This window comes from Streptomyces sp. NRRL F-5123 (assembly GCF_000721495.1).
In the GTDB taxonomy this organism is placed as follows: domain Bacteria; phylum Actinomycetota; class Actinomycetes; order Streptomycetales; family Streptomycetaceae; genus Actinacidiphila.
Genome location: NZ_JOHY01000018.1, coordinates 78,385 through 103,607, shown reverse-complemented (window position 1 = coordinate 103,607; position 25,223 = coordinate 78,385). Strand labels below are relative to the sequence as shown.

The window sequence follows — 25,223 nt, the reverse complement described above, 5'->3', positions numbered from 1 at the left end:
AACGAGCTGAGTCCGCGGCCTCGCGCGTTCCGGGCCGAGGGAATCGTGCACCTGGCGATGGGACAACAGGTCCCCCGAATCCGGGGCGGCGCCGGCGAGACCGCGCAGGACCACTCCCAGGGCCTGGGAGGCAGCGCGTACGACCCGAACTACCAGGCCGCTGACCCGGCGGAGACGGCGCGGCTCGTCAATGACGTGCTCGCCCGGCTGACCGGGTCGGCACACCCGCAGGTGGACGCGTTGGCCCGGCGGCTGCTCCACCTCGATCACTCGGCCGTGCTCGGCCCGGCGGAACGCGACAGCCTGTACGAGCTGGTCACGCTGGCGCACCGGGAGGGCCGCGCGAACAGCCTGGCCGAGATCGGCGCCCTGGACCTGGTGCGGCGTGGCGCGCTGGACGAGAGGTCCGTGATACGCGACGACGCTCGCAGGGCGCTGGGCCGTGACTGGACGGGCAACGCCGACTGGCCCGTGATCGACAGCATGGACGTGCCCTGGCCGGCGGATCGTTGGACGGTCGTGGCGCACGGTGGTCCTGAGCGGCCGGTGGTCAGCGACAGCGAGGGCAGCGTACTGCCCGTCCACGACTGGGACGAGTTCGCGGAGCTGCTGCGCATGGACTCCTTGCGGCAGGACGGGCACGATCTGGCGATCATGGTGGAACGGGCCGGCGCGCGGACGCTGGTAGGCCCCGCGCGGGTCGCCGATCTGCTGAATGTGAAGACCTGGTCGACGAACGGTCCTGACTTCTGGACCCAGCAGGACATGGACATGGACTGGGAGGTCGACGAGACAGCGGTCTGGATACCCAATGCTCCGGGCAAGCGTTCCCGGGCTGTCCCAGGCGGGGTCAGGGACAGCGACGGCCGGTGGATTCCTGACAGTGCCATCGACTCGACGACGTTGGTCACTGCTGCGGGGACGGACACGTTCGGGCGCGTCATGATGAGCGCCGATCGGCTCGCGGTGGAATACGCCGGCGCCCGCGAGACCGAAGTCGCGCACTACACGTACGCGCAGGTCGAGATCCTGCCGGACGGATCAAGGGAGATCGTCGACGAGACCGAAACAGCAATTCCACTGCGGTTCAAGCCGGCGCACACGATGGCCTTCCATGCCAACAGCGAATCCGCCGAGGTGCCGGTGACCGACGGTCCCCCCCGCAGGGCGCCACTGGCGGAAGTCGCGGGGTACTTCGGGCGCCGCGGCAGTGTCCAGCTGCTGGCGCCGCACGAGATATCGCTGGCCGAAGGGTGCACCGTCGCCGGCTACCCGCACGGTGCCGACAACGCGTTCAGCAGTCCGCGCGGTATCCAGCAGATGGCGAACGTGCTGCGCAGGCCGGTTGCCGGGGCCAACGTCCAGACCATGTTCCAGCCGGCGGAGGAGGGCGGTCGTCCGGCGCGGATCGTGCTGATCGTCGATGACATCAACCAGCCGGGCGACGCGGATCTCTACCTCGCTTATCCCGAGCCGGACCCGGCGGGACTGGCGGCCCTGGTACAGCGGTTGGGCGGCCCGTTCGCGCAGCGTCCGGACGCGCGGGACCGGCTGCTGACGTGGCTCCGGGCGGCGCGGGAGATGCCGGAGTGGGGGCCGGACTTCGGGCCGGAGAACCCGCGCTTCGCGATGGTCATGTCGGCATTCGCCGTCCTTGACGTGCGGCGCGCGAGGCAAGGCGACCTCAGCCTGCTCACGGTGCCCAGGCTGCGGCAGATCGTGGCCGATTACAACGCCGCCCAGAACTGGCCGCAGACGTCGTGGCAGGCCTCTTTGCACAGGGTGCTGGGACACATGCGCGCCGCCGAGTTGTCCGGGGTCGCACCGCAGGCCCCTGACGAGGCGTTGGCGACGGCTGTCGACATGACGTTGGACCTGGCGGTGGACGCGTCGGGGTCGGTCGTCGACTCCGAGGGCGTGCCGGTGCCCGTGGGTGCGCCGGAGTCCGCGGGCGCGCCCGCGGGTGTCGGCCGGTCGGTCGTGGCGGGTGTGGTGCCGCACGGTGGCAAGGGCTGGTGGGAGGCCCGTGCGGCGGCCGGTGAGCCGGTGTTCCGGGAGCGTTTGTGGACGTCGGTTCCCAAGTACGGTGAGGCCCCTCTCAGGGAAACGCAGCAGCGGGATTCGGGCGACGGGCCCCCGAAGCGGCTCGATCTGGGTGCCGGGTTGGCGAATGGGCGCGGTGCGTTCTGGGTGCGCCGGTTCGAGCACGGTGGTGTGACGTACACGGATGTGGAGGTGCGTACCAGGCTTGTCGCGTCGGACGGTTTGACGAAGGGGCAGTTGGACACTTTCTGGGAGCGGCTGTCGGAGGACATCGACGGTGCTTTCAACCGTCCGCTGGACCGCGCGCACCGGCTTCCCAACGGTGATGTCCTGCATGTGACGCCGGTGCGGGTGCTCGACGAGGACGGCGAGGCCGATTGGGTGCCGGAGGTGTACAAGCCGGTGCCGGGTGTTCCTGCTGACAAGCAGCCGGTGAAGCCGTCGCCGGCCACGTTGCCGTTCGGGATCATCCCGGGTCGTCGTATGGGCGCGCATGAGTTCGGGCATCAGATCGGCTGGCCGGACGAGCACCGGAAGAAGGGTGATTCGGAGTCTGCTCCGGATGTGCGGGGCAGTTTGATGGGCCGTTTCACCTGCAAGGTCGAGGACGGTGTTCTGGCCACTTATCGCGCGGAGCCGGCCGAGGGGCGTGCGGGTCTGACGTCCGACGGCCTGGAGCCGGGGGGTGTGCGGGACTGGAACCTGCTCACGCTGGGGCGGACCATCTTCGACCAGGCCGACGGCACGGACATCACGACCGCCGCCGGCGGGACGGAGCTCACCCACCAGCCGTACCGGGTCCGGCCCCAGGCCGGCGGGGGGTGGATGGCTCCCGACGACGCGCACGACGCGTACGAGATCCCCGCCGAGACCGGCGACGCACTGGAGATGACGCAACTCGCCGCGGAAACGCACACAGAGCGGCAGGGACCGGCACAGGACACGTCGGCACCGGCCGAGGCGCCGCTCCACCGCGACGCCCCAGTGACGGCGGAGAGTCCCGAGTCGCGTGCGCAGCGGCTCGCGCGAGCGGAGGCGGCTCGTGGCACGACGGACGAGTCGGCTGGCCTGATGGCGTCGTTCACGGCGATGCTGGAGCGTATCGAGACCGACGCCAAGCGGGCGGCGCGGGCGGAGGCCGCTCGTGGCACGACGGGCGACCCGCTGGCCGCCGCGGCCGAGTTCCACGCGATGGTGGAGGCTCCCGCGCCGCGCGAGCCGGCGGAGCAGTCCGCCGACCTCCCGCCCGAGGACGGGGTCGCCGCCGCCGTCGAGGCGTTCGGGTCGAAGACGGAGCGGGACGGTGTCCTGGGCCTGGCGCATTTCGGCGACATCCCGGAGAGCGTCGCCGAATGGGTCCGGCAGGAGGTGATCCGGATCGTGGCCGACGGCGCCGAACCGGACCCCGCCTTCCGCGAAGAGGTCCAACGGGTGGTCACCGCAGCCCTGTTGACGAACGGGCGGGCCAAGCTCTTCACCGCGTCCGGCATGCCCGTGCCGGTGCCGTACAAGGGCAGCACGTCGCCCGTCTCGATCCGGCTGTCCACCCGGTTCCGGGGCAAGACCGAGCCCGGCATGGAGGAGATGCCGGACGGTCCGCCGGCCGCGGTGCAGCGCTGGGCCGTCAGCACCGCGGAGACCGACGAGCTCATGACCCAGGGCGTGACGCGGCCGGGTACGTTCTTCACCAACCACGTCTTCCCCCAGAGCGTGACCCTGCGCGATGTGAACTTCAGCGCTCCGCAGTTCAACATCGGTTACAACGGCGTCAGCGACGAGTTGACCAGCGGGAAGCACACCCAGTCGATGTCGATCCTGCGCAGCCGGGAGCGTTCCGTCCCCTTCGGCTACGTGCCGTCGCTGGAACTGCGGCTGGGCAACGCGAAGGCGGACATGCTGCGCGGCCACCGGCCGGTCGACGGCTGGAAGCCCGCGACGACCCCGGCGCCGGCGGAGCTGACCACGTGGGTCCCCCTGCACCAGGCGAACGGGTCCGCGCTGCCCGAGATCGACGTGAGCCGGCCCGAGACCGTGCCCGCGCCGCTGTCGCGGCTGCGCACCGGGGTCCCGCTGTACGGCCCGCTGGACATTCCCCACCACGATGTGCTGATCACCGACCTGACGGCCTCGTTCGCCACGTACCTGAAGGACCTGTCCGAAGCGTCCGGGGAGGAACTGCTGGCGTTCCTCGACGAAGGCAACCTCCGCGCGAACATCCCCCAGGGCTGGAACGGCAGCGTGCCCTCGCCCACGCTGTACACGAAGTCCGGCTCCCTGATCGGCTACCTGAAGTTCTCGTTCGACTTCGACGACACCACCGACATCCTGGGTCCGACCACCACGGACGCGATCGCGGAGCTGTACGTCCAGCGGTCGTTGAAGATGCAGGGCAAGCTGACGGTGACGAACTCCCTGGGCATGGGCCTGCCCCTGCCCCAGTTCGACTTCGGCGGTGAACCCCATGCCGAGACCGGGGTGGCCGGGAAGGGAGGTTCCCTCGGATTCCCGAACAAGATCGAGCACGAGACCGCGTTCAAGCGGACCGGAGGCGGCAGCGGCCGCATCGTCCGCTCCATGCGCGCGGCGACGCCGCTCTTCCACGTGGGGGCGCGGATGGCGGTGCGGGCGACGCTGGTGCGGCCGGAGGGCCCGGAGATCCAGCCGGCGCGGGGTACGCGGCTGGCAGACGCCGGTCGGCGGTACCAGGTCAACATGCTGGTCCCCTCGCTGGCCATGCTGGGTGTCGCGCCGGAGAGGCCGCGCTTCCTGCCGCTCCACCTCGCCGAGTTGCGCTCCCTGGCCGTGTCCACGACGCCCCTGGAGCTGGAGGACCTCGGCAGTCTCTTCGACGACCTCGAAAAGCACCTGCTGGACGGGGGATACCTGCCGTCGTCCCCCCTCCCCGCCTACCTGCTCCGCCTCTTGCATCCGAAGCAGGAGGCCATCAGAGCCGGCCGTCTCGCCAACCAGCGCAAGCTCGACGAGATCCGCGGGCAGCTGTGGCTGCGCGGGGCCGTCGACGAGGCGATCGAGATCGGCGCCGACACCGTCTTCACGGTGCCCACTCTCCTGGGGCAGCAGTCGTTCACCGCGCAGCTCGACATCACCCGCCGCCGGACGAAGGGGCCGCAGGGCGGCGTCGAACACACCACCGACCTGCCGAAGATTCCGACACTCAACTTCACCGGCTCCACGATCAGCGGCGAAGAGCAGTTCGACACGACGAAGAAGGCCAGTGCGGGCGTCTCCGGCGCCGCGACCAACCCGCTGGACTCCGACAGCACCACGCAGCCGCTGAACCGGGTCGGGGGCGGCTACTCCGCGAGCTACCAGAAGACCCGCACCACCGGCTCCAGCTCCTCCCTCGGCCACGAGTACTACATGCTCAGCCCCATCCCCGAGGGGTCGCAGGTCTTCCGCGTGCCCATCCGGGCCACGCTGAACTACACCACCGACGCCGGCACCGCTCCGCCTCCCATGACGTCCAACGGCTGGCTGCGGGCGGCGGTGCCGACCTACCGCACCTTGACCCAGGCACCCGCGGACGACAAAGGCCTTCCGCCGGTGATCGTGCGGGAGGCGACCGACGAGGACTGGGCGAATCTCAGCCTCCTCGACGGCAGCCTCGTGTATCGGAACGGGGTGATGAAGCTCCTCGAAGAGGCGATCCTGGACCGGCTCGAGGGCGCCAGACAGCTGAGCCAGACCGCCATCGCCGCCAGTGAGGCCCTGCGGCAGGCCGTCCCCGAGGCGCTGCGGCCCAAGGCGCGGCCGATGCCCGGCACCTATCCGACCGGCGACCTGGAGGCGCAGACGGCCCACGAAGAGGCCCCGGCGGTGGAGTGGCAGGCGTTGGCGAGGCTGGCGTTGGACGCCGCCGTGATCCCGGCGAGGTTCGCCGTGCGGTGGTTCCAGGCGGAGTCGACCTGGCAGTTCGTCCGGCAGGAGTTCACCGAGGGGGAGCAGGGCCCGCCTGTCGCGTCGAGGTCCGCGCAGGTGTACCGGACCGCGCTCGCACCGCAGCAGTTGTTCGGCAACGCGTTGCGGCCCTTCAGGGACGAGTACGTGCTCGAGGGGGGCGGCACCCACGGCAAGATCGTGGACACCGACGAAACCCTCACGCTGCGCGCCTACATCAAGGACGTGGTGGCGCTGCCCCTGCGGCCGCAGGCCGACCTCGAACGGTGGGTCCAGTCCGCCGACGCGTCGACGAGCGGCGTCACCACCACCTGGGGGCACCAGGGGAACGCCTCCCTGGCGGGCCAGTACGGGACGTCGGAGGCCTCGTTCAACCCGCAGGGCACCTACCAGAAGGGCCTGACGCGGCCGAAGAACGAGACCACCCAGGACAACACGGGCACATTCCGGGTGACCGTCGAGGACACCTCCAGCAACACCGTGCTGGTCGGCACCCTCGTCTGGGTGGCGACCCTGCAACACGGCCGGGCCAACGTCGTGTCCCAGAGCCTGCCCGTCCAGCGGAACCGGGAGAAGACCTGGGTCGTGGAGGTGCCCCTCGGCGGCGAACTCCTGATCACTGACGACGAGCTGCGCAACTACCCCGAACTGCTCGACATCCCGGGCGTGGCCGCCCCGACCCCGGGCAAGCCCCTCCTCCGGACGCCGCCGCTGTGGTTCCTGGAGGGCAAGTGGCAGGGCGGCGCTGTCACCAGCGTCCACTTCGACGAAGGCCGCAGCGCCCTGATGAACAAGGCGCGCGGCGTTCTCGAGGAGCTGGCACCCGGCGCGGTCGTCGTCGGTCACTCCACCTACGTGCGTCAGCTGCTGAGCGGCGTCAACGAGCACACCACCTCGCTGGGCACGCGGGCGCAGTCCAACGCGAACCCCGACGGCAAGGTCGTCGTCCACTACCTGTACCGCTCCTGGCTCGGCCCGCAGCTGGGGACGCTCACCTTCGACATGGACGTCGAGCCCGATTTCGACCTGCCCGGGCTCCTCGGCCGCATGTTGGAGAAGCAGTCCGGTATGGACAACGTCTTCGGCCGCTCCAGCGGGGACGGTGCCGCGCTCGGGAAACCGGGCGTCACCAAGAAGAGCACGACCAGGGGCAGCAGCGACGAGCTGACCTTCACACCCGGTTTCACGATCAATGGCCAGCAGTACCAGCCCACCACCCGGTGGGCGGCGAGCCAGGACATCTCCCACTCGGTGTCGGCGATGAGCGAGTCGCGCGACTGGATGAGGACGATGAACAGCGTCGAGATGCGCCGCATACGGGCGGTGTTCCGCGTCTCGGGCACGATGAGGCCGTTGAGCGAGGCCATGCTGGTCAAGCTCGCGCAGCTCATGGCCGGTCCCGTGCTGTGGGTCGGCGAAGTCAGCGGGATCGACCGCTTGGTCCAGCCCCTGGTCGACCAACTCCCGTCGCCGGTCCGGGAGGCCCGGGCGGAGGCGCGGGCCGAGATCGCCATGCGCTTCAACGCCAACGAGTCGTCCATCGTGGGCGAGACCCCCGAAGAGCCCGTCTTCCACGTCGAACCCACCCTGCACGACTTCAACCCGAGGAACCGGCCCGGCACCACGGCGACGGGGGACCACGCCGTGGCGATCGAGGCGGCTCCGGTCCCCGCCGCGACGGTGGAACTGCTGGCGGGGCCGCAGATGCGGCTCACCCGCCCGTTCCACCTCTACGACTTCGACGGCATGGGGCTTCTCGGCCGCGCCCTGCGCGAGGTCGACACGTCACTTCAGGACGACCAGGTCCCGGCGAGCTCCCAGTCCCGCGACGGACAGCTGCTGCGGCTCGCCCAGCTCATCGCCGGGAACAAGCTGACCGTCATGACGGCCGCGCGCACGGCGCCACTCCTCGGCCGCCCCGGCAGCGACAAGATCAAGATGAGGATCAGCCTGTACTCGGCGCAGGTGGAAACCGAGAGCCGGGACGTGGGGATCAGTGACGTCCAGCTGCTCACGCGCACGTTCGGCCACCAGGTGCACACCTCCAACAGCCTCGCTCTGAGCATGGGGTTCGCCCTGGTGGACGGGTCCCAGCGGCACCGCTCCACCTTCACCATCCCCGTTGTCAACAGCACCGCCGGCAACGCCACGGCCGCCGCCTTCACCAGCCAGGTCCGCGAGCTGATGCACATCGGCACGACCAGGGAAAACGCGCAGGGCGCCGGCCTCCCCGGATACCGGCTCCGCGCCGTCGCGCTCGTCCAGGTGGAGGGTCCCAAGGGCAAACGGTGGGTCGTCGGTGACGTCCTCCTCCGCTCCACGGAGAGCCCGCCCCCGATCCCCGGGAGGCCGGCTCGTCGCCAGGCCGAACAGCTCGTGACGGACGCGCAGTTCACGAAGGCGTCGACGGACGCGAAGGCGGCCTGGTCTGCGTACACGGCGGCCCGGGACGCGGACCGGGAGCTCCGGCGGCCGCCCGCCCCTGGCGCCGACAGCGTTCGTGACCCGGAGCAGCTGGCGCAGGCCGCCACAGGTCTGTCGGAGGCGAAGGCGCGTGCGGAGGAAGCCCACGCGCTGCTGCTCGAGAAGGAGGAGTGGTCGCTGGTCGGCCGCGTGCCGGTCAAGGCAGTGGCGACCGTGGACGGCGGTGAGGCGGAACGCGCCGCGATCTCGGCGGAGCTGACGGCCGATGACATGGTCGAGGAGCTGACCCCCCAGGAGCTGGAGGAACGGCTCACGCCCCAGGAGGTGGAGGACGAGCTGGCCGCCCGGCCGGGCACGCCGCTGCACGAGCTGCTCGCCCCGGGCGGCCCGCTGGCACGCAAGGTGGTGGAACGGGACGGCACGCTGTCGCTCGATTACGCGAAGAAGCGGCTGGCGAAGTCCGGCACCCTGCCGCAGCAGGTCCAGGCGGCTGCCGCGCGGACCGCGTGGCGGTTGTGGCGCGCGGAACTGGCGGACTTCCGGGAGCGTGCGCAGGCGGCGACAGATGCCGCGCACGGCGAGGCGACCCGGATGTGGCACCGGGCGGCGGCCCTGGTCCTGCCACTCGAATCACACCCGGTGCTGGCGGACTTCCGCTACGCGGGCAGTACCTTCCGGACCGGCGTGCGCGAGGTTGCCGACCACCTGCTGGTACGTGGTACGGAGGACGCCTCGGCGGCGCGGCTGGCGGGAGAGGTGAGGAAGCGCCTGGGGCTGCCGGACCCGGAACGCGGTGACCCCCTCACGATGATCATTGACCTGGCCGAGCCGGTGCCCGTGCCGGTGCCGGAGGCCGGGCCCGTCCAGGCGACCAGCACGGCCCTGGAAGCCCCGGTGGGCCGCATACCCGCCGAGGCGGCGGTGTCCGAGGGCGCCGGGAACGCTGAGCGGTCTGCGCAGCCGGTGCCGGCCGAGGGGCTGAAGGAGGAGGCGCCCGCTGCGGAGGAGCGGCCGCTCGTGGTGGAGGAGCCGTCACTGGTGCCGGCTGCGTCCGGCGGTGCGGAGGAAGGCGCGCCGGCCGCCGACCTGGAGGAGCCGGAGCGCGGCCGCCGCCTTCACCGCGCAGGGCCGTCGCCCCGGTCGCGGGCCCTGTCGTTCGCGGTTCCGCCCTCCAGGCGGACAGCCCGCCAGGACGGCACCAGCGGACGCCCGGCTACGCCGGAGGCCACCCCCGCGCCCAGCCCGGCCCTGCCCGGCCTGAACCTCGAAGCGGTCCCGGTGGGCCACGAACCGGCTGAGCCGGCCGTGACCGAAACGGTGCCGGCCGCTGAGGCTGTGGTTGCCGAGCGGGTCGACCCGGCGGAGGTGCCGGGGGCCGTGGTGGTGTCTGAGCCGGTCGCGGAGTCGCGCCCGGTGCCGGGTGCCGTGGTGGCGGAGTCCCGGCAGGCCGACCTGGCCGAGGTGTCGGCGGCGGAGGTGGCGGCTGCTGAGCAGGTCGTGACCGAAACGGTGCCGGTCGTCGTGGTGGCGGAGTCCCGGCAGGCTGACCCGGCTGCGGTGTCGGGGGCCGTGGTGGTGTCTGAGCCGGTGGTGGAGTCGCAGCCGGTGCCGGGTGCCGTGGAGGCGGATTCCCCGCAGGCTGACCCGGCCGCTGTGGTTGCCGAGCAGGCCGACCCGGCCGAGATGCCGATCGTCGTGGTGGCGGAGCCCCAGCAGGCTGACCCGGCTGCGGTGTCGGGGGCCGTGGTGGTGTCTGAGCCGGTGGTGGAGTCGCAGCCGGTGCCGGTCGCCGTGGAGGTGGAGTCCCGGCAGGCTGAACCGGCCGAGGTGTCGGGGGCCGTGGTGGTGGCTGAGCCGGTCGCGGAGTCGCGCCCGATGCCGGGTGCCGTGGAGGCGGATTCCCCGCAGGCTGACCCGGCCGCTGTGGTTGCCGAGCAGGCCGACCCGGCCGAGGTGCCGGTCGCCGTGGTGGTGGAGCCCCAGCAGGCTGAGCCGGTCGCGGAGTCGCGCACCGTGCCAGCCGCCTCGACCGCTGTCGGTACGGCTGGTCCTCTGGCCGTGACGTCTGCCGACACCGCAGCGGGGACCCATGTCGTGGACCCCAATCTCATCACGGAACCGCCGCGTGTCATCGGCCGCAGCGTGCCGGTGCCGGGCACCGGGGAGTGCCTGCTGTACTCCTTCGTCGCCAGCGACCCCCTGTACATCCGGGACCGGCTTCCCGGCCTGAACGAGAGCCACCCCCAGGCGTACGCCTGGCTGGGCGATCCGCACGCGGTGCGGGCGGAGCTGGGCGGGCTCGCGGCGGCGTACTCGGAGACCCGCGTGCTGCCGGGCGCCGGCCACTCCCGAGTGGTGATCGACGCCATGCGCGGCCGGGCGGCGAGCTACCTCGGCGAGCATGCGGGCGCGCTGCCACCGCAGATCCTCCAGCAGCTGCGCGGGGCGCTGACGCCCGACTTCGGCGCTCGTGTCGCCGGGATGGCGCGGGCCGATCTGCTGGCGCACCTCGCCCACCACGGCGTGACCACGCCCACCAGCTTCGATGGCCTGGGGCTGGAGTCCGACCTCAGGACGCGGTACCAGGACGCGCGGGCCGCCGAGCTGATCGGGAGCGGCGAGCGACCCGCCGCAGAAGCGCAGGCCGAGGCGCAGGCAGAAGCGCAGGCAGAAGCCGAGGGCCTGGGCACGCGCGACCTGTTCGACCGCCTCGCCCAGCGCGGCCTGCTGCCGCCGGTGGCGGAACTGACCACGGACCAGCTGCGCACGGTGCTCAGCACCGCCTACGTGGGCAGCACGGCCCCGCTGGACCGCGGTGAGTCGGCGGCCGTGGCCGAGGCTGTCGCCAACTGGGCGGGCAGCTGGGACAGTCCGGTCGGCGAGGCGTTCCTGCCGCTGCTTGCGCACGCCTTCGGGGTGCGGGCCGACGTGGTCCGCACCGGGCACGGCGGGATCACCACCGTGGGGCCGGACGACGCCGCCCACCGTATAGAGGTCCACTACAACGGCGTGAACCACTACAACGGCAGTGACGTCGCCGGATGGCCGGTGCTGCCCGCCCAGGACGAACGGCTGCTGACCGCCGGGCCGCAGCACGTGGCGACCGCGACCGCGACCACGGCCGCGTCCGCGACCACGGCCGCGTCCGCGACCACGACCACGGCCGCGTCCGCGACCACGGCCGCGTCCGCGACCACGGCCCCGGATCGGTCGGAGAGCGCCCCGCCCGCCATGCTCGCGCCGCTGCCCGCGCGGACCGCGGTCGCCTTCCCCGCGGGAGGGCACGAGGTGGGCCCCGAGCCGCTGGAGCGGATCAGGGAACTCGCCGGGCAGGTGGCGAAGGCCGGCATGCTGGCCAACCTCGCGAAGATCGCCCTCCCGCGGGTCAGCGTGGTCGGCCACGGCAACGGCCCGCTCCTCGCGCTCGGCGACCGGGGCGGGCAGCGCGCGTCCGAGGTCGGCGGTCTGCGGGCGAAGGCCGCGGCGGACGCGCTCTACGACGAACTCGCCCGCGCGCTCCAAAACCTCCAGGTGGACACGCCGTCCGAGGACCTGCTCGCCGCCTTCGACTTCGACTTCGACGAGCGCTCCGCCGGCAGGGAGCTCGGCCACGCAGGCGCCGCCGGTCCCGCGCGGGACCGGCGGCGGCAGGCGGTGATCGGGATCGCCGAGGCGCCCCACGCGGCCGCCGTGGCGCGGCTGGACGTCCTGCGCCGCCAGGACCCGCGGTTCGCGGCGGGCCGCTTCGACCCGGACCCCCTGGCCCGCCACGTCCTGAGCCTGCCCGCCGGCGCCACGGTCACCGCCGCCGACCGCGAAGCCCTGTACGCGCTGGTGGACCGGGCGGTCGCGCTCGGCCAGGCGCGCAGTGTCGCCAGGCTCCGCGCCGTCCGTCTGCTCGGCCACGGCCTGCTGTCGGAGGCGACCTTCACGTCCCTCGCCGGCGCCTCGCCGACCCGCAACTGGAGGGGCGCCCCGCTCACCGGCATCGACACGGCGACGTACGACGAGACCGCTGGCACCGTCACCCGCCAGGTCACCCCGCCCTGGGCCACCGACCCCGCCGCCCCGCCGCCGTATGTGGTGGTGGCGGACGGTGGCGACGACCGGGGGGTCCTCGTAGCCGGTACGAGCGGGCCGCCCCACTGGGTGACGGCGGAGGACCTGGTCGAACTGCTGGCCATGGACGAACGGCTGGCGGCTCTGGGCAAGGACGTCCCGATCCTGCTCGTCGCCCCGAAGGCCGGGTCCATGGGGCTCGACCTGCCGCGTGCCCTGGCCGCCGGAGCCGGCAGGACCGTGTGGGCGCACAGCGGAGTACCGGCGCTGGACGCCCCCGGGGACGGCGGTGTGCTGTACCGGATCGCGGTGAAGGGCGACCGGGACGGCGGAATCCCGCTGGGCCAGTGGATTCCCAGCCGTCCGGGCGACCTCGGGACCCCGGACGCGGACGCCGGGGACGCGGTCGTGGAGACCATCGCGGGCGTGCGGGTGCCCGACCGCGACATCGTGAGCGTCGCCATGGCGCCGAACGGTGTCCAAAGGGGCCGCGCCCTGTTCTCGGACGCGGATCTGGCCAGGAGGGAACGCTACTTCGACGTCTCCACCCAGCTGGCGGACTGGTACGCCGCCGATCCTGTCCAGACGGACTACGACGGTCCCCGCCCGATGCCGGTTCGGGGCGGCGTGGCGTACTTCGTCTACGTGCACGGCCGTCCGGGTGCCACCCTGGTCAACGTCCGTGGCAACCCGAGGGCACAGGAAGTGACAGGACGTCAGTTCGGCCGTTTCCTGCGGCGGCGGCCCAGCCTGCGCAAGCTCGACCCGGCCGTCCCCATTGTGCTGCTGGAATGTTGGGGGGCGGCGGCGCCGGGCCTGCCGAAATGGGTCAACGCGCCTGACGCCCGTCCGCCGTTCGTGGCGGACCCGCTGTCGACGCTGTCAGCCGCTGAGGAGGCCGCCGACGAGAACTGGCGAACCGTGTTCGCGGCGCCCACTGTCCATCTCGGCTTCACGCGGTCGGACGGGACGCACGGGCACGGCATGGTCAGCGACCTGCTCGGTAAGACCGCTGGCTGGCGTGAGGTCCGGCACCGGCCCTCGGACGCCGAACTGGCGGACCTCGCCCGGGTCGCGGGCCTGCACGACGGCCCCGGTCAGGTGCCCCAGCAGACCATCGACACCACACTGCGCCTGGTGCGGGCGCTCCGCGCGCTGTTCGGCCCCTCCGTCGAGGACAACCGGCACGACCCCGCCGATCCCTACCGCGAACTGCTGCGCGGCATGGGGACGCTGGAGACCATGCGGGGCCGTCACCCGGGGCTCGCGCACTACGGTGAGCTCACCCTCGACCTGGTGGACCGGGTCGTCCGGGGGCACCAGGGGATCACGCACACGCCCGGCGTCCGCCCCGCCCCGCTCGGGCAGGACGCGATACGCGCCACACTGCTCGCGGCGGCGGCCCTGCCGGGCGGCTCCCGCCTGCCCGCGCTGGACGGCTTCGCCCCGATGCCCTCCGTGGACCGGGCACGAGAGCTCATCGAGCGGGGAGACCCGGACAGGACCGTCCGCGAGGTGCTGGGCCTGGCCGTGAACGCGCCGGTCACGAGGGCGAACCGGTCACACGTGCTGTGGGCCGCCGTCAAGGCGGTGGAGAGCGTCGAGAACGTTCAGAACGCGCCCGCGCTGGCGATGAAGGTGCTGCATCTGCCCCCCGGCGCCAATCCGGACACCGACCGGGTGCGCGCCGGTCTGTTCCGGACGGCGATGACGGCGGCGGCGGTGGGCCGGGACACCTACAGTCCGGCCGCGCTCGCCGCACATGATCTGGAAGTCCACGGAGCGCTGGGGCCGAAGACCTTGCTGCCGTCGGCCACGGGCGCCGTGACCGGACGCAACTGGACCGGGCGCCCCGTCCAGGGCACCCTCGTCACCGACACCTTCCGCCCGGCGGCCCCGGGCTCGGCCGTGGGCCCCCACGCGTGGCCGACCCCCTGGAAGACACCGGGCCGGCCGGCGGACGCGCGGGACCAGGCGTACCTGCTGGTGGCCGACGGCCTCGACGGTCACATCGACATGCCCTGGCCGAGCTGGGCCGGCGGACCCGCCACGCGCCGGGTGCCGCCCGACGAGATCGCCGAACTCCTCACCCGGGACGAGCACCTGTACAGAATGGCCCCGGCGAAGTCGTATCTGCTGCCCGTGGGCCTCAGCGGCAGTCTCGACGCCCTGGCCGACCAGCTCGTCTCCCGCGCCACCCTCGGCAGGGCCGTACTGGCGGCGGACCAGCCGCTGCGACTGGTCCACCTCCCGGACGTCAACGAGACCGTGCTCGTCATGAGCCTTGCCGGGCACGGGGGTCAGCAGAGCGGCTGGGTCCAGACGCTCCCGGAGCCCATCCGCTGGAGCCCGCGCACCACGCCGGCCTCCGCGTCTGCGGCGGCGCCCGTCACCTCCTCGGCGTTCACCTCGGCCCCCCAGCCGACCGCCCAGGCCGCCGCGCACGAGGACGCGCAGGCGCTCCCGCACGAGCGGCGGCCCCGGACCGAGGCCGTACGGCCAGGCACGACGGAGCCGGGCGAGCCCCTGACCGTGCCCGCGCCGCCCCTGATCACGGTCACCCCGCCCTCCGCCGAGGGCGACGTGCCCGCGGCGGTACAGCAGGACCCGGCCGGCGGCATCCCCTGGTTCGCGCGGCACGGCATGCTCGGCGCGGGCGAGGTCCTGGACGCTCCGCGGTGGACCGCGGACCAGGCCGCCACCGCCGCGGCCGAGGTGGTGGACCGGCTCGCGTTCGACGCGGACGTCTCCGCGGCCGTGCGGGGCGCGGTGCGCGGCGGCGTACGCGAACTGCTGCTGGAGCGCGGGGCCGGTGCGTGGCAGGAGATCCTGCTCCACGGACGGCTGCTGACGGCGGACGGCCGACTCGTATGGCTGCGCCCGGTGCTGGACGGCGGTTCGGCCGTCGCCCTGCCGCAGGGCCAGGACGATCCGGTGCGCCGCTACCACGTGTCGTTCAACTCCACATCCGCCGACCACCTCACGTCCCGCGCGGTGAACCACACCGCCGACTTCCTCCTCTCCACGGCCATCAACGTGGCGTCCGCCGCGGCGTCGGCGGCTGTCATCGGCGTGCCGCAGGTCGCGGTGTCGTCCGGCGGCGTGAAGCAGACCGGCGGCCACCACACCGTGATCGGCGGGCGGAAGCTGCTCGTCAAGGACACCAACAGCTTCACCTCGGGACTGCGGATACGGGTCTTCGTGGACGGCGAGGAGCAGCGCCCCGCCGACGCGTCACGGCCCCCCTTGGCGGACAGGGGGCTGACCGTGCGGTTCCCCAGCCAGCTGTCCAGGTCCACCGAGCCCGATCCGGCGCCGGCCGACCCGGCCCCGCGCAACGTGCGGTCCCTGCCCCACCAGCGTTTCCGGCGGGCCGGGGAGGTGCTCCACGCGGTCGACGTCACCCCGATGCTGGCCGGCGACCAGCGCTACCTGCGGCGCACCCTCGGCCTCCGGGCCGAGAAGGCACTGCGGGTCGTCGAGCGGTCGCAGCCGGGCCTCAACGAGGAGTCCGTGCTCAACCGCGCGCGCTGGTGGCTCTCCAGCGGCGACGTGAGCTCCAAGATCCGGGTCCGACGCGGCCTGAAGGGCCTCAAGCCGTTCCGCGGCCACCTGCGCGGGCGGATGGTGGTGGAGAGCGCCCAGTTCCTCCGGGTCATGTCCGACGCGGAGGTCCGTGAGGACCGGGGGGCCGGGTACACGGCGGTCTCGGGCGAGGGCGGCGAGAGCGGGCTCTCCCTCGTCGGCGGCTTCAACATGACCGGCCTGGTCGACCCGGCGCTGGAATCGGCGCACCGGGTGAAGGGCCTGGCGCCGCTGGTCGGCGCGACCGCGTCCTTCGGGCGGGACTGGAGCGGGCGGCTCGACTCGCAGGGGCTCGTCCACGCGGTCGTCAACACCACGGAGGTCCAGGCGCGGTACCGCGTCCGGCTGAGGATCACCCGGGACTGGGTCCTGGGGAGCCACGGCCGGATGGACACCCTGGACTCGGTGGTCGAGGCGGAGCTCGCGGTGCCGTGGCTCGACGGCGCGGGCGCCGCGGACTTCGAGCGCCGGGTGCTCGGCGGCGTCCGCACGCCGTACGTGAGCCGGGCGGTGGCCGGGGCGGACGCCGCGGCCGTCACCGGCGGCGGGACCGAGGAGCGGTGGCCGGCGCCGGTCGAGGCGCAGCCGCACGTGCGGGCGCTGCTGGCCGCCGCGAAGGTCCCCCCGGCGCGCGTGCACCGCCGCCCGGCGAGCCTGGACGCGCTGCGCACTCCGCACCCGAAGGAGCCGCTGTGGCTGGCCGCCCGCAAGGGCCTCGGCTTCCAGACGAGCGTGGCGCTGCCGGGCGCCGAGCTGGTCGAGGACCACTTCCGGGCCCGCCTGGAGGAGTTGTCGGCCCCGTCGCACGGCCCGCTGACCCGCCTGTTCAAGGGGCTGACCGGGCGGCGCGCCCCCGTCCGCGGCCGCTTCGCCACGGACACCGAGCTCGCGACGTACGTCGGAAGGCCCGCCCTGGAGGGCAGGTTCGGCACGGCGATGGGCGGCTTCAAGGAAGAGGTCACGCACCAGGGCCGCCGCTACGAGATAGGCGTGCGAGCCCACCTCACGGACCACCTGGACCACCGGTTCCACCAGGCGAAGATCAACGTCCGTGCCGCGAAGGGCGAGGGCGTGGCCGCCGGGCGCGGCAGCAAGTGGGAGGTCAAGGGCGGCGCGGGCGGCGGAGTGCGGGTGGCCCTCGGCTCGATCCTGCGGCTCCAGGCGGGTGCCCTCCGGCTTCTCGCCCGGTACGGACGCGGCCGCAAGGACACCCTTGAGAGCGTCGCGAAGGGCTACCGCCGCACCGAGACCGACGGCGACACGCACGAGCACGTGTACAACGTCGTCTACGAGCTGACCCTGCGGCCGCTGAGCGGCGAGGGCCGCGCCGAGACCTGGTTCGTCTCCCGCGACAACAGCCTCGTCGCGCAGGTCTCCGTACCGGACCAGTACGTGCCGGCGGTCCCGCCGACCATGGCGGAGGTCGTCGCGGCCGGACGGACCACCGTCCTCGCCGAGCTGCCCGCCGGGCCGACCCTCGACCTGGCGAACGCCACCACGGGCCTCTACCCGTTCTTCCAGACCACGCCGGAGCTCGCGAGGGCCGCGGCCCGCGCCTACGCGCGGGTCCACGGCCTCGACACGGTCTCCGCCGACGACTTCGAGAGGATGCCCCGGGAGATCGTCAACGCCACGGGACCCGACGAACTCACCGTCTGGGCCGACCACTTGACGGACGGCCTGGGCCGTGAGGTCGAGCTGCCCGAGCACGACGGGTGGAAGACCACCATGGTGCTCCACCTCGGCGCCTACGACCCGCGGCGCCTGCCGGGCGAGGCGACCGAGGCGGAGATCGAGCAGCTGGCCCAGTTCGCCCGCCGGCGCGCCCGCGAGCGGCACACCGGGGTCGGGTTCGGCCTGCGCGCCGACGTCGGCCCGCAGGCCCGGTTCGGCTCCGACCAGGGCGGCGACGTGGAGGCCACGGACAGCCACGCCGACACCGGCGAGCCCACCCGCGCACCGGGCGGCCGGTTCGCGTTCCTCTTCCACGGCCAGTACGAGACCGAGTGGGAGTCCTCCCACGGGTCGTCAGACGGCTTCGTCGAGAACAGCCGTGCCACCTACAACGGCGAGAAGGCGCGGCTCGGGGCCCATCCGGTCTTCACCGTCGTCATGGTCCGCCACAAGGGCAAGAAGGTGGAGACCGACACCTCGTACGTGCGCGTGGAGGACGGCATGAGCCTCCTCGTCTCCGAGCGGCTGGCGGAGGACGTGCTTCCGGCCCAGGAGGAGCCGGCGGAGCGGGCGGAGCAGGGGCAGGGGCAGGGGCAGGGGCAGGAGCAGGAGCAGGCGAGCCCGGCGCCGCTGCGGGTCTACGCCGGCGGGCAGATCCCCACCAGCGCCATGTTCATCGAACGGCTCGACGCGGACGTACTCGGCGCCATCCGGCAGCGGCTGCTCGACCAGGGCCAGCTGCCGCGGCGCGCCACCGCCGACGGCACGGTGGTGGACGCGCTCGACCCCCTGTCACGCGCGCTGCGCGCGATCTTCCGGTCCAGCGCGCTGATGCTGAGCGGGCCCGCCCTGCTCGACCTCGGCCTCTGGTTCGCGATCAGGGTCGAGGGCATCGGCGGCGCCGGCTGGGACCAGATCGTCAACGTCAGGTTCGCCAGGGTCGACGCGGCCGACGCCCACCGGGCCCGCCCCGAGGTCGACCTGACCCTGCGGGGCGAGTCGGCCGGCGACCGCAAGGAGGGGGCGAAGTCCCGCCGGGTGCTCGACTTCGGCGTCATCGCGTCCGGCCACGGCGGCGTCCACGTCACCGACGGCAGCAGCCACGGCAACGGCGGCTTCGACGTCGCCGCCGGCTGGTCCGACGTCCGCGGCCGGGGGGTGGACGGCGCGCGGAAGGACGTCTTCATCTACCGCGCCAACACCAAGGGCGGCAGCGAGGAGTTCCAGCACGACGTCGCCCTCCAGATCGAGCTGGGCACCGCCCCGGCACTGCCCGCGTCCGCCTCTCTCGTCACCGCGCCGGGGCGGCTCCTCGACGTCGGTGCCGGCGCGGTCGCCAGGATCTTCGACCGGCGCGACGACTACGACATGTTCCTGGCGACCCTGCGGCCCTGGGTGCGGTACGACGACGGCGCCGACCGGCTGGTCCCCGGCCGTATGCGGGTGCTCGTCCCGAGCTACCTCACCGTGCCCATGGTGGAGGGGACGACCGCCAAGCCCGGCCCGGCCTTCGTACGCGCGTACGGGCAGTCGCCGCGGTGGCGCGCCGCGGTACCGGCGCCCGCCGCCCTCAGCGAGGAGCTGCGCGAGGCCTTCCACCCCTGGGGCGTGGCGGCGGCCGCCGCGGTGCAGCGGTGGGTCAAGGTCGCCGCTCTCGACGCCGTCCGCGAAGCCCGCCTCGGCCTGGCCGCGCCGTGGGAGGTGCCGGGCATCGACATCACCACCAAGGCCGGGCGGGACTACCTGCACGACACCAGCCACACGAAGCTCCGGCCGAGCATCCTCGAACTCCTCGGCCACCGCCATGTGGTGAAGGTCGGCCCCCGCAAGGTCATGGTGGGCTTCGAGCTCTCCAGGGCCGCCGAGTTCGCCCCGTCCACGGAGGAGGTCCGCCACAAGGCGCGGCACTACGGGCAGCAGGACGCGGAGCGGAAGGCGGAGTCCGAGCACGACCGGGGCTGGTACGCCGGCGCCGGCCCGGAGGGCGGCGGCGGGACCGGCCTGGATACGTTCCTGGGCCGCGTGACGCCGTACGAGCGCGGCTCCTTCCGCGGCGCCAAGGACGCCGCGGGCCAGGCCCAGACCGACGAGAGCAACCGCGAGAGCACCCGGGACTACCGGTACTACCGCTTCTACGTGAAGCTCGTCATGACGCCGCTCCACCGGCCCGGACGCCAGCTCACCGTCGACGTACCGGACGGCCTCGTCGGCATGCTGCCGCGCGACGACGCCGACCGCCTGGTCGGCCAACTGCTCGCCCGGCACCCCCAGCCGCAGGCCCAACCGAGGCGCGAGCGGCTCCAGCCCCGTACGGAACCGTCGCCCCGGGAGCAGGCCGTGCCGCCGGCACATGGGGAGCGGGCCGAGGCCGAACAGATAAGGCCCGACAAGGGCAAGGCCCCGGCCACTCCTGTCGAGGGCGCGACCGCTCCTGTCGAGACCCCGGCCGTTCCTGTCGAGGACGCGGGCGCGCTGGACGGGGACTTCGTCCAAGCCTCGGAGGCCGCCGCGGACGCCCGCTGGGAGTACCTGCGGGCCGTGCGGGCGGAGACGGATCTGGGGGAACACGCCGGTGCCAGGGCCGACGCGGATTCGCTGGCGGCGGCAGCCGCGCGCAGGGATGCGGCGGCGGGCCCGTACGTCACGGCGGACACGCGGCTGCGGCGGCTGGAGGCGCGGCGCGCGGATCGTCCGGCGCCGGTCGGGGCGGTGTCGGGCGTGGTCGGCAGTCCTGCCGAGCGTGCCGCCATCGCGGCGGAGCTGACGGCCGAGGACCTGGCGGACGGGTTGTCGCTGGAGGGGGCGCGGGCGGCGCTGGAGGCGTCGGACGAGCCGGCGCCTGAGGTCCGGGCGGCTGCCGCGCGGGCCGCCTGGCGGCTGTGGCGCCAGGCATCGGCGGACTTCCGGAGTGATGCGGCCGCCATGCCGGGCGGTGCTTCACCGGAGGCGGTGTCGGACGCCTGGGGCACGGCGGTGGGGCTGTTGCTGCCGCTCGAACTGCACCCGCGGCTGGCGGACTTCCGTTATGCGGGACGGGAGTTCCGGGAAGCGGTGCGCGAGGTCGCCGATCGTCTGCTCGCGCGGAGTGCGGCGTTTGGTCCCGGGCAGGATGTCCAGGACGGCGGGGTACGTGCGGCGGCCGACCGTCTGCTCGCGCGGGGCAGGGTGGACAGCGCGACGCGGGAGTTCGCGGCGCGGGTCAGCCGGCGCCTCGGGCTGCCCCACCGGACCCGAGGCGGCGCCGACGCGGCCGCCGCTCTGCCCACGCAGGCCGAGCAGGAGCTGGTCCGCGTCTTCGGGCCGGGCGTGGCGGGCCATCCCCACTACCGGGCGATCGCCACGGCCCTGCGGGTCCTCGAGCGCGCCGCGGGAGTGCCCGTGGGCGGGCTCGGGCACGGCGGTCTGGACACGGTCACCCGCCTCGTGGCGGGCCTCGGCCAGGCCGTGGCGCTGGACGGGAACCAGCACCTCCAAGTCCTGTCGCGTGCCGGGGCCGCCGCCCGCGCGGGGCGGGCCTCCGGTATCCACCAGCTCCGTGCCTACTGGCTGCAAGACGTGGACCGGGTCATCCGCAACTCCAACAAGATGTTCGACGCGTCAAACGCCGTCGCCGGACGGAACCTCCGCACGATCACCAACCGGTTGATCGCCCCCGGTGTGGTGGCCACCGCGGCGCCGGACGGTACTCTCGGCGCGTTCCAGCCCGCCCTCTGGGGCGCTGACGCCTACATCGTGGACACCGGCGCCTCGGCCGACGGGCTCCGGCCCGTGGTGGCAGGTCACGAGGTGGACCCGGAGGTCCTGGCGGAGCTGCTCCTCCACGACCCGGACCGGAAAGCCGGTGCCGACGTGGTCCTCATGGCCTCCGGCCTGGGCGCAGGCCGCGGCGAGACCGCCCGGATCGTCGCCGACAGGCTGGGCGTGCGCGTCTGGTCCACCTACGGGCACGTGGAACTCGGGCAGCTCCCGGACGGTTCGGGTTTCCGCGGCCTCGTCCTCCGCGCACCCGCGCCCGACGACGGCCCGCCGGGACAGTGGATACCCGCCGACCCGGGTCTGGCCCGGCGCGGTGACGAGTTGATGCTGCGGCCCGCGGACGGGAGCGACCCCTTCCCGGAGAGCGATGTCATCTCCTACACGCTGCCGAACGCCAACGGCGTGGAGCTGACCGGGCGGGCCTATCTCAACGCGCGGGACATGGCCTCCCGGGCCGAGGCCCTGCGGTGGCTGTCGGAGTTCACGCAGTACGTCGACGTCGACGAGAACCTCCCCGCTCTGCACCGAATGGCGAGCGACCCGCAGGACCTGGAGTTCTCCCTGGCCGAGGCGTATGTGTTCCTGGGCCACGGCAACGCCGGAAGGGGGGTGGTGCCACGGCGGAGTACCGGGCTCTTCCACCATGTCCGTGGCAAGGACATCGTGCGGCTGGCCCAGCGCAGCCGGAGCCTCGCACGGAAGCCCCCGCACTGGAAGGTCCTCGTGGCCTGGTGCGAACTGGCCCAACTGCCGCCGGGGCTCGACCGCTTGGAAGACGTTCCCATCACGCAGGACATCTCCACCGTCACCGATCGCATCGTTGCCGCCACCACGGCCACGATCGGCTTCCGGATGACCTCGCGCGGGACTCCCCAGTTCATGAAGTTCGACCACTACGAGGAGCCGCGCCACCGCTGGCTGGTCTTCGCGCCCGAGCCCGGGCCGGAACGGCTGATCGCGATGGCCGACCGCGCCGGGCTGCCCGCGAACGTGCCCAACCGTGACGAGTGGGCGCTGCGCTGGGTACGGGCGATACGCGCCAATCACGGGTACGCCGCCGACCGCGAACCCGCCAATGACGCGTGGTTCGGCGAACTGCTCGAGGGGTTCGGCGCTCTGGAGCGGCAGCGGCTGGCCGTTGACCCGACGGCGGGGCCGCTGTCCTGGCGGGTCCTGGAGCCCACGATCCAGGCCTACGTGGACACGCATTACCAGGTGATCCCCGCGGACCAGGCTCCGCTGGACGCGCTGCTCCTGCACGCCCGCGCGGGCGGCGCCGTGCGGGTCTTCGCCGAACAGCCCGCCGGCGCGGCGCACTCGAACGTTCCGGTCCTGCCCCCGATCGCCGGTGTGCCGGGCGGAGTCACCCTCCACGCGCCGGACCAGGCCGAGGCGTTCGGCGCGTCCGGGCACCGCCGGCAGGAGCAGGAGCCAGAGCGCGGCCGTCCCCGCCACCGCACGGAACGGCCCTCCCGGTCGCGCCCCACGGCCGTCGGCCCCAGCGCCGCTCGGACGGCGGTCACACCCGCCGCGCACGAGGAGCCGCCGGAGCAGTTGCCCGCGTACGAGGAGCTGCCCGCGCAGGAGCAGCGGCCCCGGTCCGAGGCCGCCCGGCCCGGCACGCTGGAGCCGGGTGGGCCCCGAACCGTGCCCGGACAGCGCCGGACAGGGCTCACCCCGCCCGCCCCCGCGTCCCGCCCGGGCCTCGCGGGCCTGAACCTCGACGCCGTTCCGGCGGGCCGCGCACCGGCCGAGCGGACGCCGACCCGGGCGGACCGGGCGGCGCCCGTGCGGGTCGGGGCGGCGGCGCCCGTGCAAACGGCCGAGCAGGCCACGGCCGTTGAGGAAGCGCGCCCCGAACCGGTGCTCGCGCAGAATGAGGTGGCCGAAAGCGCCGCACCGGCGTCCGAACCGGTCGACCGGGGTGCCGGTGTGGCCGAGGCCGCCCCGCGGGCCGCGCGACCGGCACGGCGCACCGCCGTCGTCGAGCCCGCGCCCGTCGTGCGGGCCGTACAGCCTCCGCCGACACGGAGGCTGTCGATCACACCGCTCCGCACCCCGTTCCGCTTCGCGCTCGACGGGGAGCAGGGCGAACTGTCCGCCGCCGAGCTGGAGTCGGTGCAGACGGCGCTCGCGCAGGCCGACCCTGCCGCGGGGGAGGCGTACGCCGCCGGGCTCGGGGCGCGCGTGGCCGCGGCGATCGCGGCACGCTGGGCGGCGGAGGGGCTGGAACCGTCCCAGGTCGGGCTGGAGCTCACCATGGAGGACCCCAGCCGGTTCGCGCTGGCGATGGTGCTCTCCCGCACGGTGGCCGACACGCTGCGCCACCGGGTCCACGTCACCGTGGGCCGGATGGCGCCGATCGAGATGTGCCCGTCAGAAGGGGGCATCGCATGACCGACGCGCGCCCCCGGGCGGCGGCAGGAGAAGGGCCGGTGGAGATGAGTACGACCGAGGGCGCACCGCCTCAGGCGAACGGGCCGGGGGGTGGTCCGGCCGGCGGCGGGCGGCGTCCGGGCCCGGCCGGGCGGTCCGGGCCGCCCGCGTACGGGGACGGCGACGCCGCCGGGGACCCGGAGCTGCCCGCCGTGCCGGACCACGTCCGGGAGGCCGCCCGGCTGGCCCCCGGCACATGGCTCCCCATGGTGGACCCGGCCTGGTCGGAGGAGGGGGAGGAGGACCCGCCGGACTGGGCGCGGCTCGGCTCGTGGCGGTCGGACGAGGCGGGCGAGGTCGCCGAGTGGCGGGCCAACCCGGAGTACCTGCCCTCGCCCGCCGCGCTGGGCTGGCCGGAGCCCGCGGACCCGGTGGACGCCGCGGTCCAGCGGGCGGTGACCGGCTGGGGCCCGTCCGAGGACGTGCCCTGGGCGCTCGCCCGCACCCAGGTGGCCGTCTTCCGCGCGCCCGGCGGCGGCCTGGCGACCGCGGTGGCGCCCGACCACCTGACGCCCGTCGTCCCCGTCTTCACCGCGCCCCGCCACCTGGAGCAGGCCGGCCGCCTGTCCTTCGAGACGCTGGAACTCGGCGAGCTCCTGGACCGGTTGCCCGAGGGCCACGTGGTGTACCTGAACCCCACCGGCACGGTGAGCATGACCGTCGAGACCGCCGAACTGCGCGCGGCGCTGGCCGAGGCGGCCGCGGAGGACGCGGAGACCGCCGCCGTACCGTGAACCCGCCGCCGTGCCGTGGACCCGGCGCGGGACCCCGTAGCGGCACACAGCGCCACCCGACCGAGGAGAGACCCTTGTCCGAGAACCTTGCCGACCACTTCGCCGCCCTGGCCCGCACCGCCGACCGGATACGGGACGGCGTCACGGACGCGCAGTCCGCGCTGGGCGCGCTGGAGGCCACCGGCCACGGCGGCGGCGGCCTGGTGCGGGCGACGGTGTCCGGGCAGGGGCGCCTCGTCGCGCTGGACATCGACCCCTCGGTGATCGACCCGCAGGACCCGCGCACCCTGTCCGAGATGGTCATGGCGGCGGTGGACGCCGCCAACGAGGCCATGGCGGCGCAGCGCGCCGAGCGGCTGGACGCGCTGACCGGCGGCCTCGCCGACATCGTCGACCAGCTGCACGCCGCCCCGGCGCCCCGCGGCCGCGTCGAGCCGATGTTCCCCTCCCGCCGGCCCGGCAGCAGCCTGCCGCAACTGCCCTTCCCACCGGGCATGCAGGGGGCGCCGGACGGGAACGCGGGGCCGGGCGGCGGAAGGAGCGGGAAGGGCCGCGACAACCAGCGCTGAACCGGTGTCCCCGATCGGGAACACC

At 73.7% G+C, this 25,223-nt stretch carries 3 protein-coding genes; all 3 read left to right on the top strand.

Annotated elements, in window-relative coordinates:
- Window positions 1-57: 57 nt before the first annotated feature.
- The 3 genes from IH54_RS0118030 to IH54_RS44575 all read left to right on the top strand — a co-directional run bounded on the left by IH54_RS0118030 (window position 58) and on the right by IH54_RS44575 (window position 25,198).
- On the top strand, window positions 58-23,856 hold the full coding sequence (locus tag IH54_RS0118030) for a lonely Cys domain-containing protein (protein ID WP_324607803.1): 23,799 nt from the start codon (window positions 58-60) through the stop codon (window positions 23,854-23,856).
- Window positions 23,853-24,629, top strand: coding sequence for a type VII secretion system-associated protein (locus IH54_RS44580; RefSeq protein WP_267965202.1), 777 nt, complete (start codon window positions 23,853-23,855; stop codon window positions 24,627-24,629). Before IH54_RS0118030 ends, IH54_RS44580 begins: the two co-directional genes overlap by 4 nt.
- Before the next feature lie 74 nt (window positions 24,630-24,703).
- On the top strand, window positions 24,704-25,198 hold the full coding sequence (locus tag IH54_RS44575; RefSeq protein ID WP_052397581.1) for a YbaB/EbfC family nucleoid-associated protein: 495 nt from the start codon (window positions 24,704-24,706) through the stop codon (window positions 25,196-25,198).
- The last annotated feature ends 25 nt before the right edge of the window (window positions 25,199-25,223 follow it).

Coding starts and splice junctions, on each gene's coding strand:
- IH54_RS0118030 (WP_324607803.1), top strand. CDS start 58: ATGGGACAACAGGTCCCCCGAATCCGGGGCGGCGCCGGCGAGACCGCG.
- IH54_RS44580 (WP_267965202.1), top strand. CDS start 23,853: ATGACCGACGCGCGCCCCCGGGCGGCGGCAGGAGAAGGGCCGGTGGAG.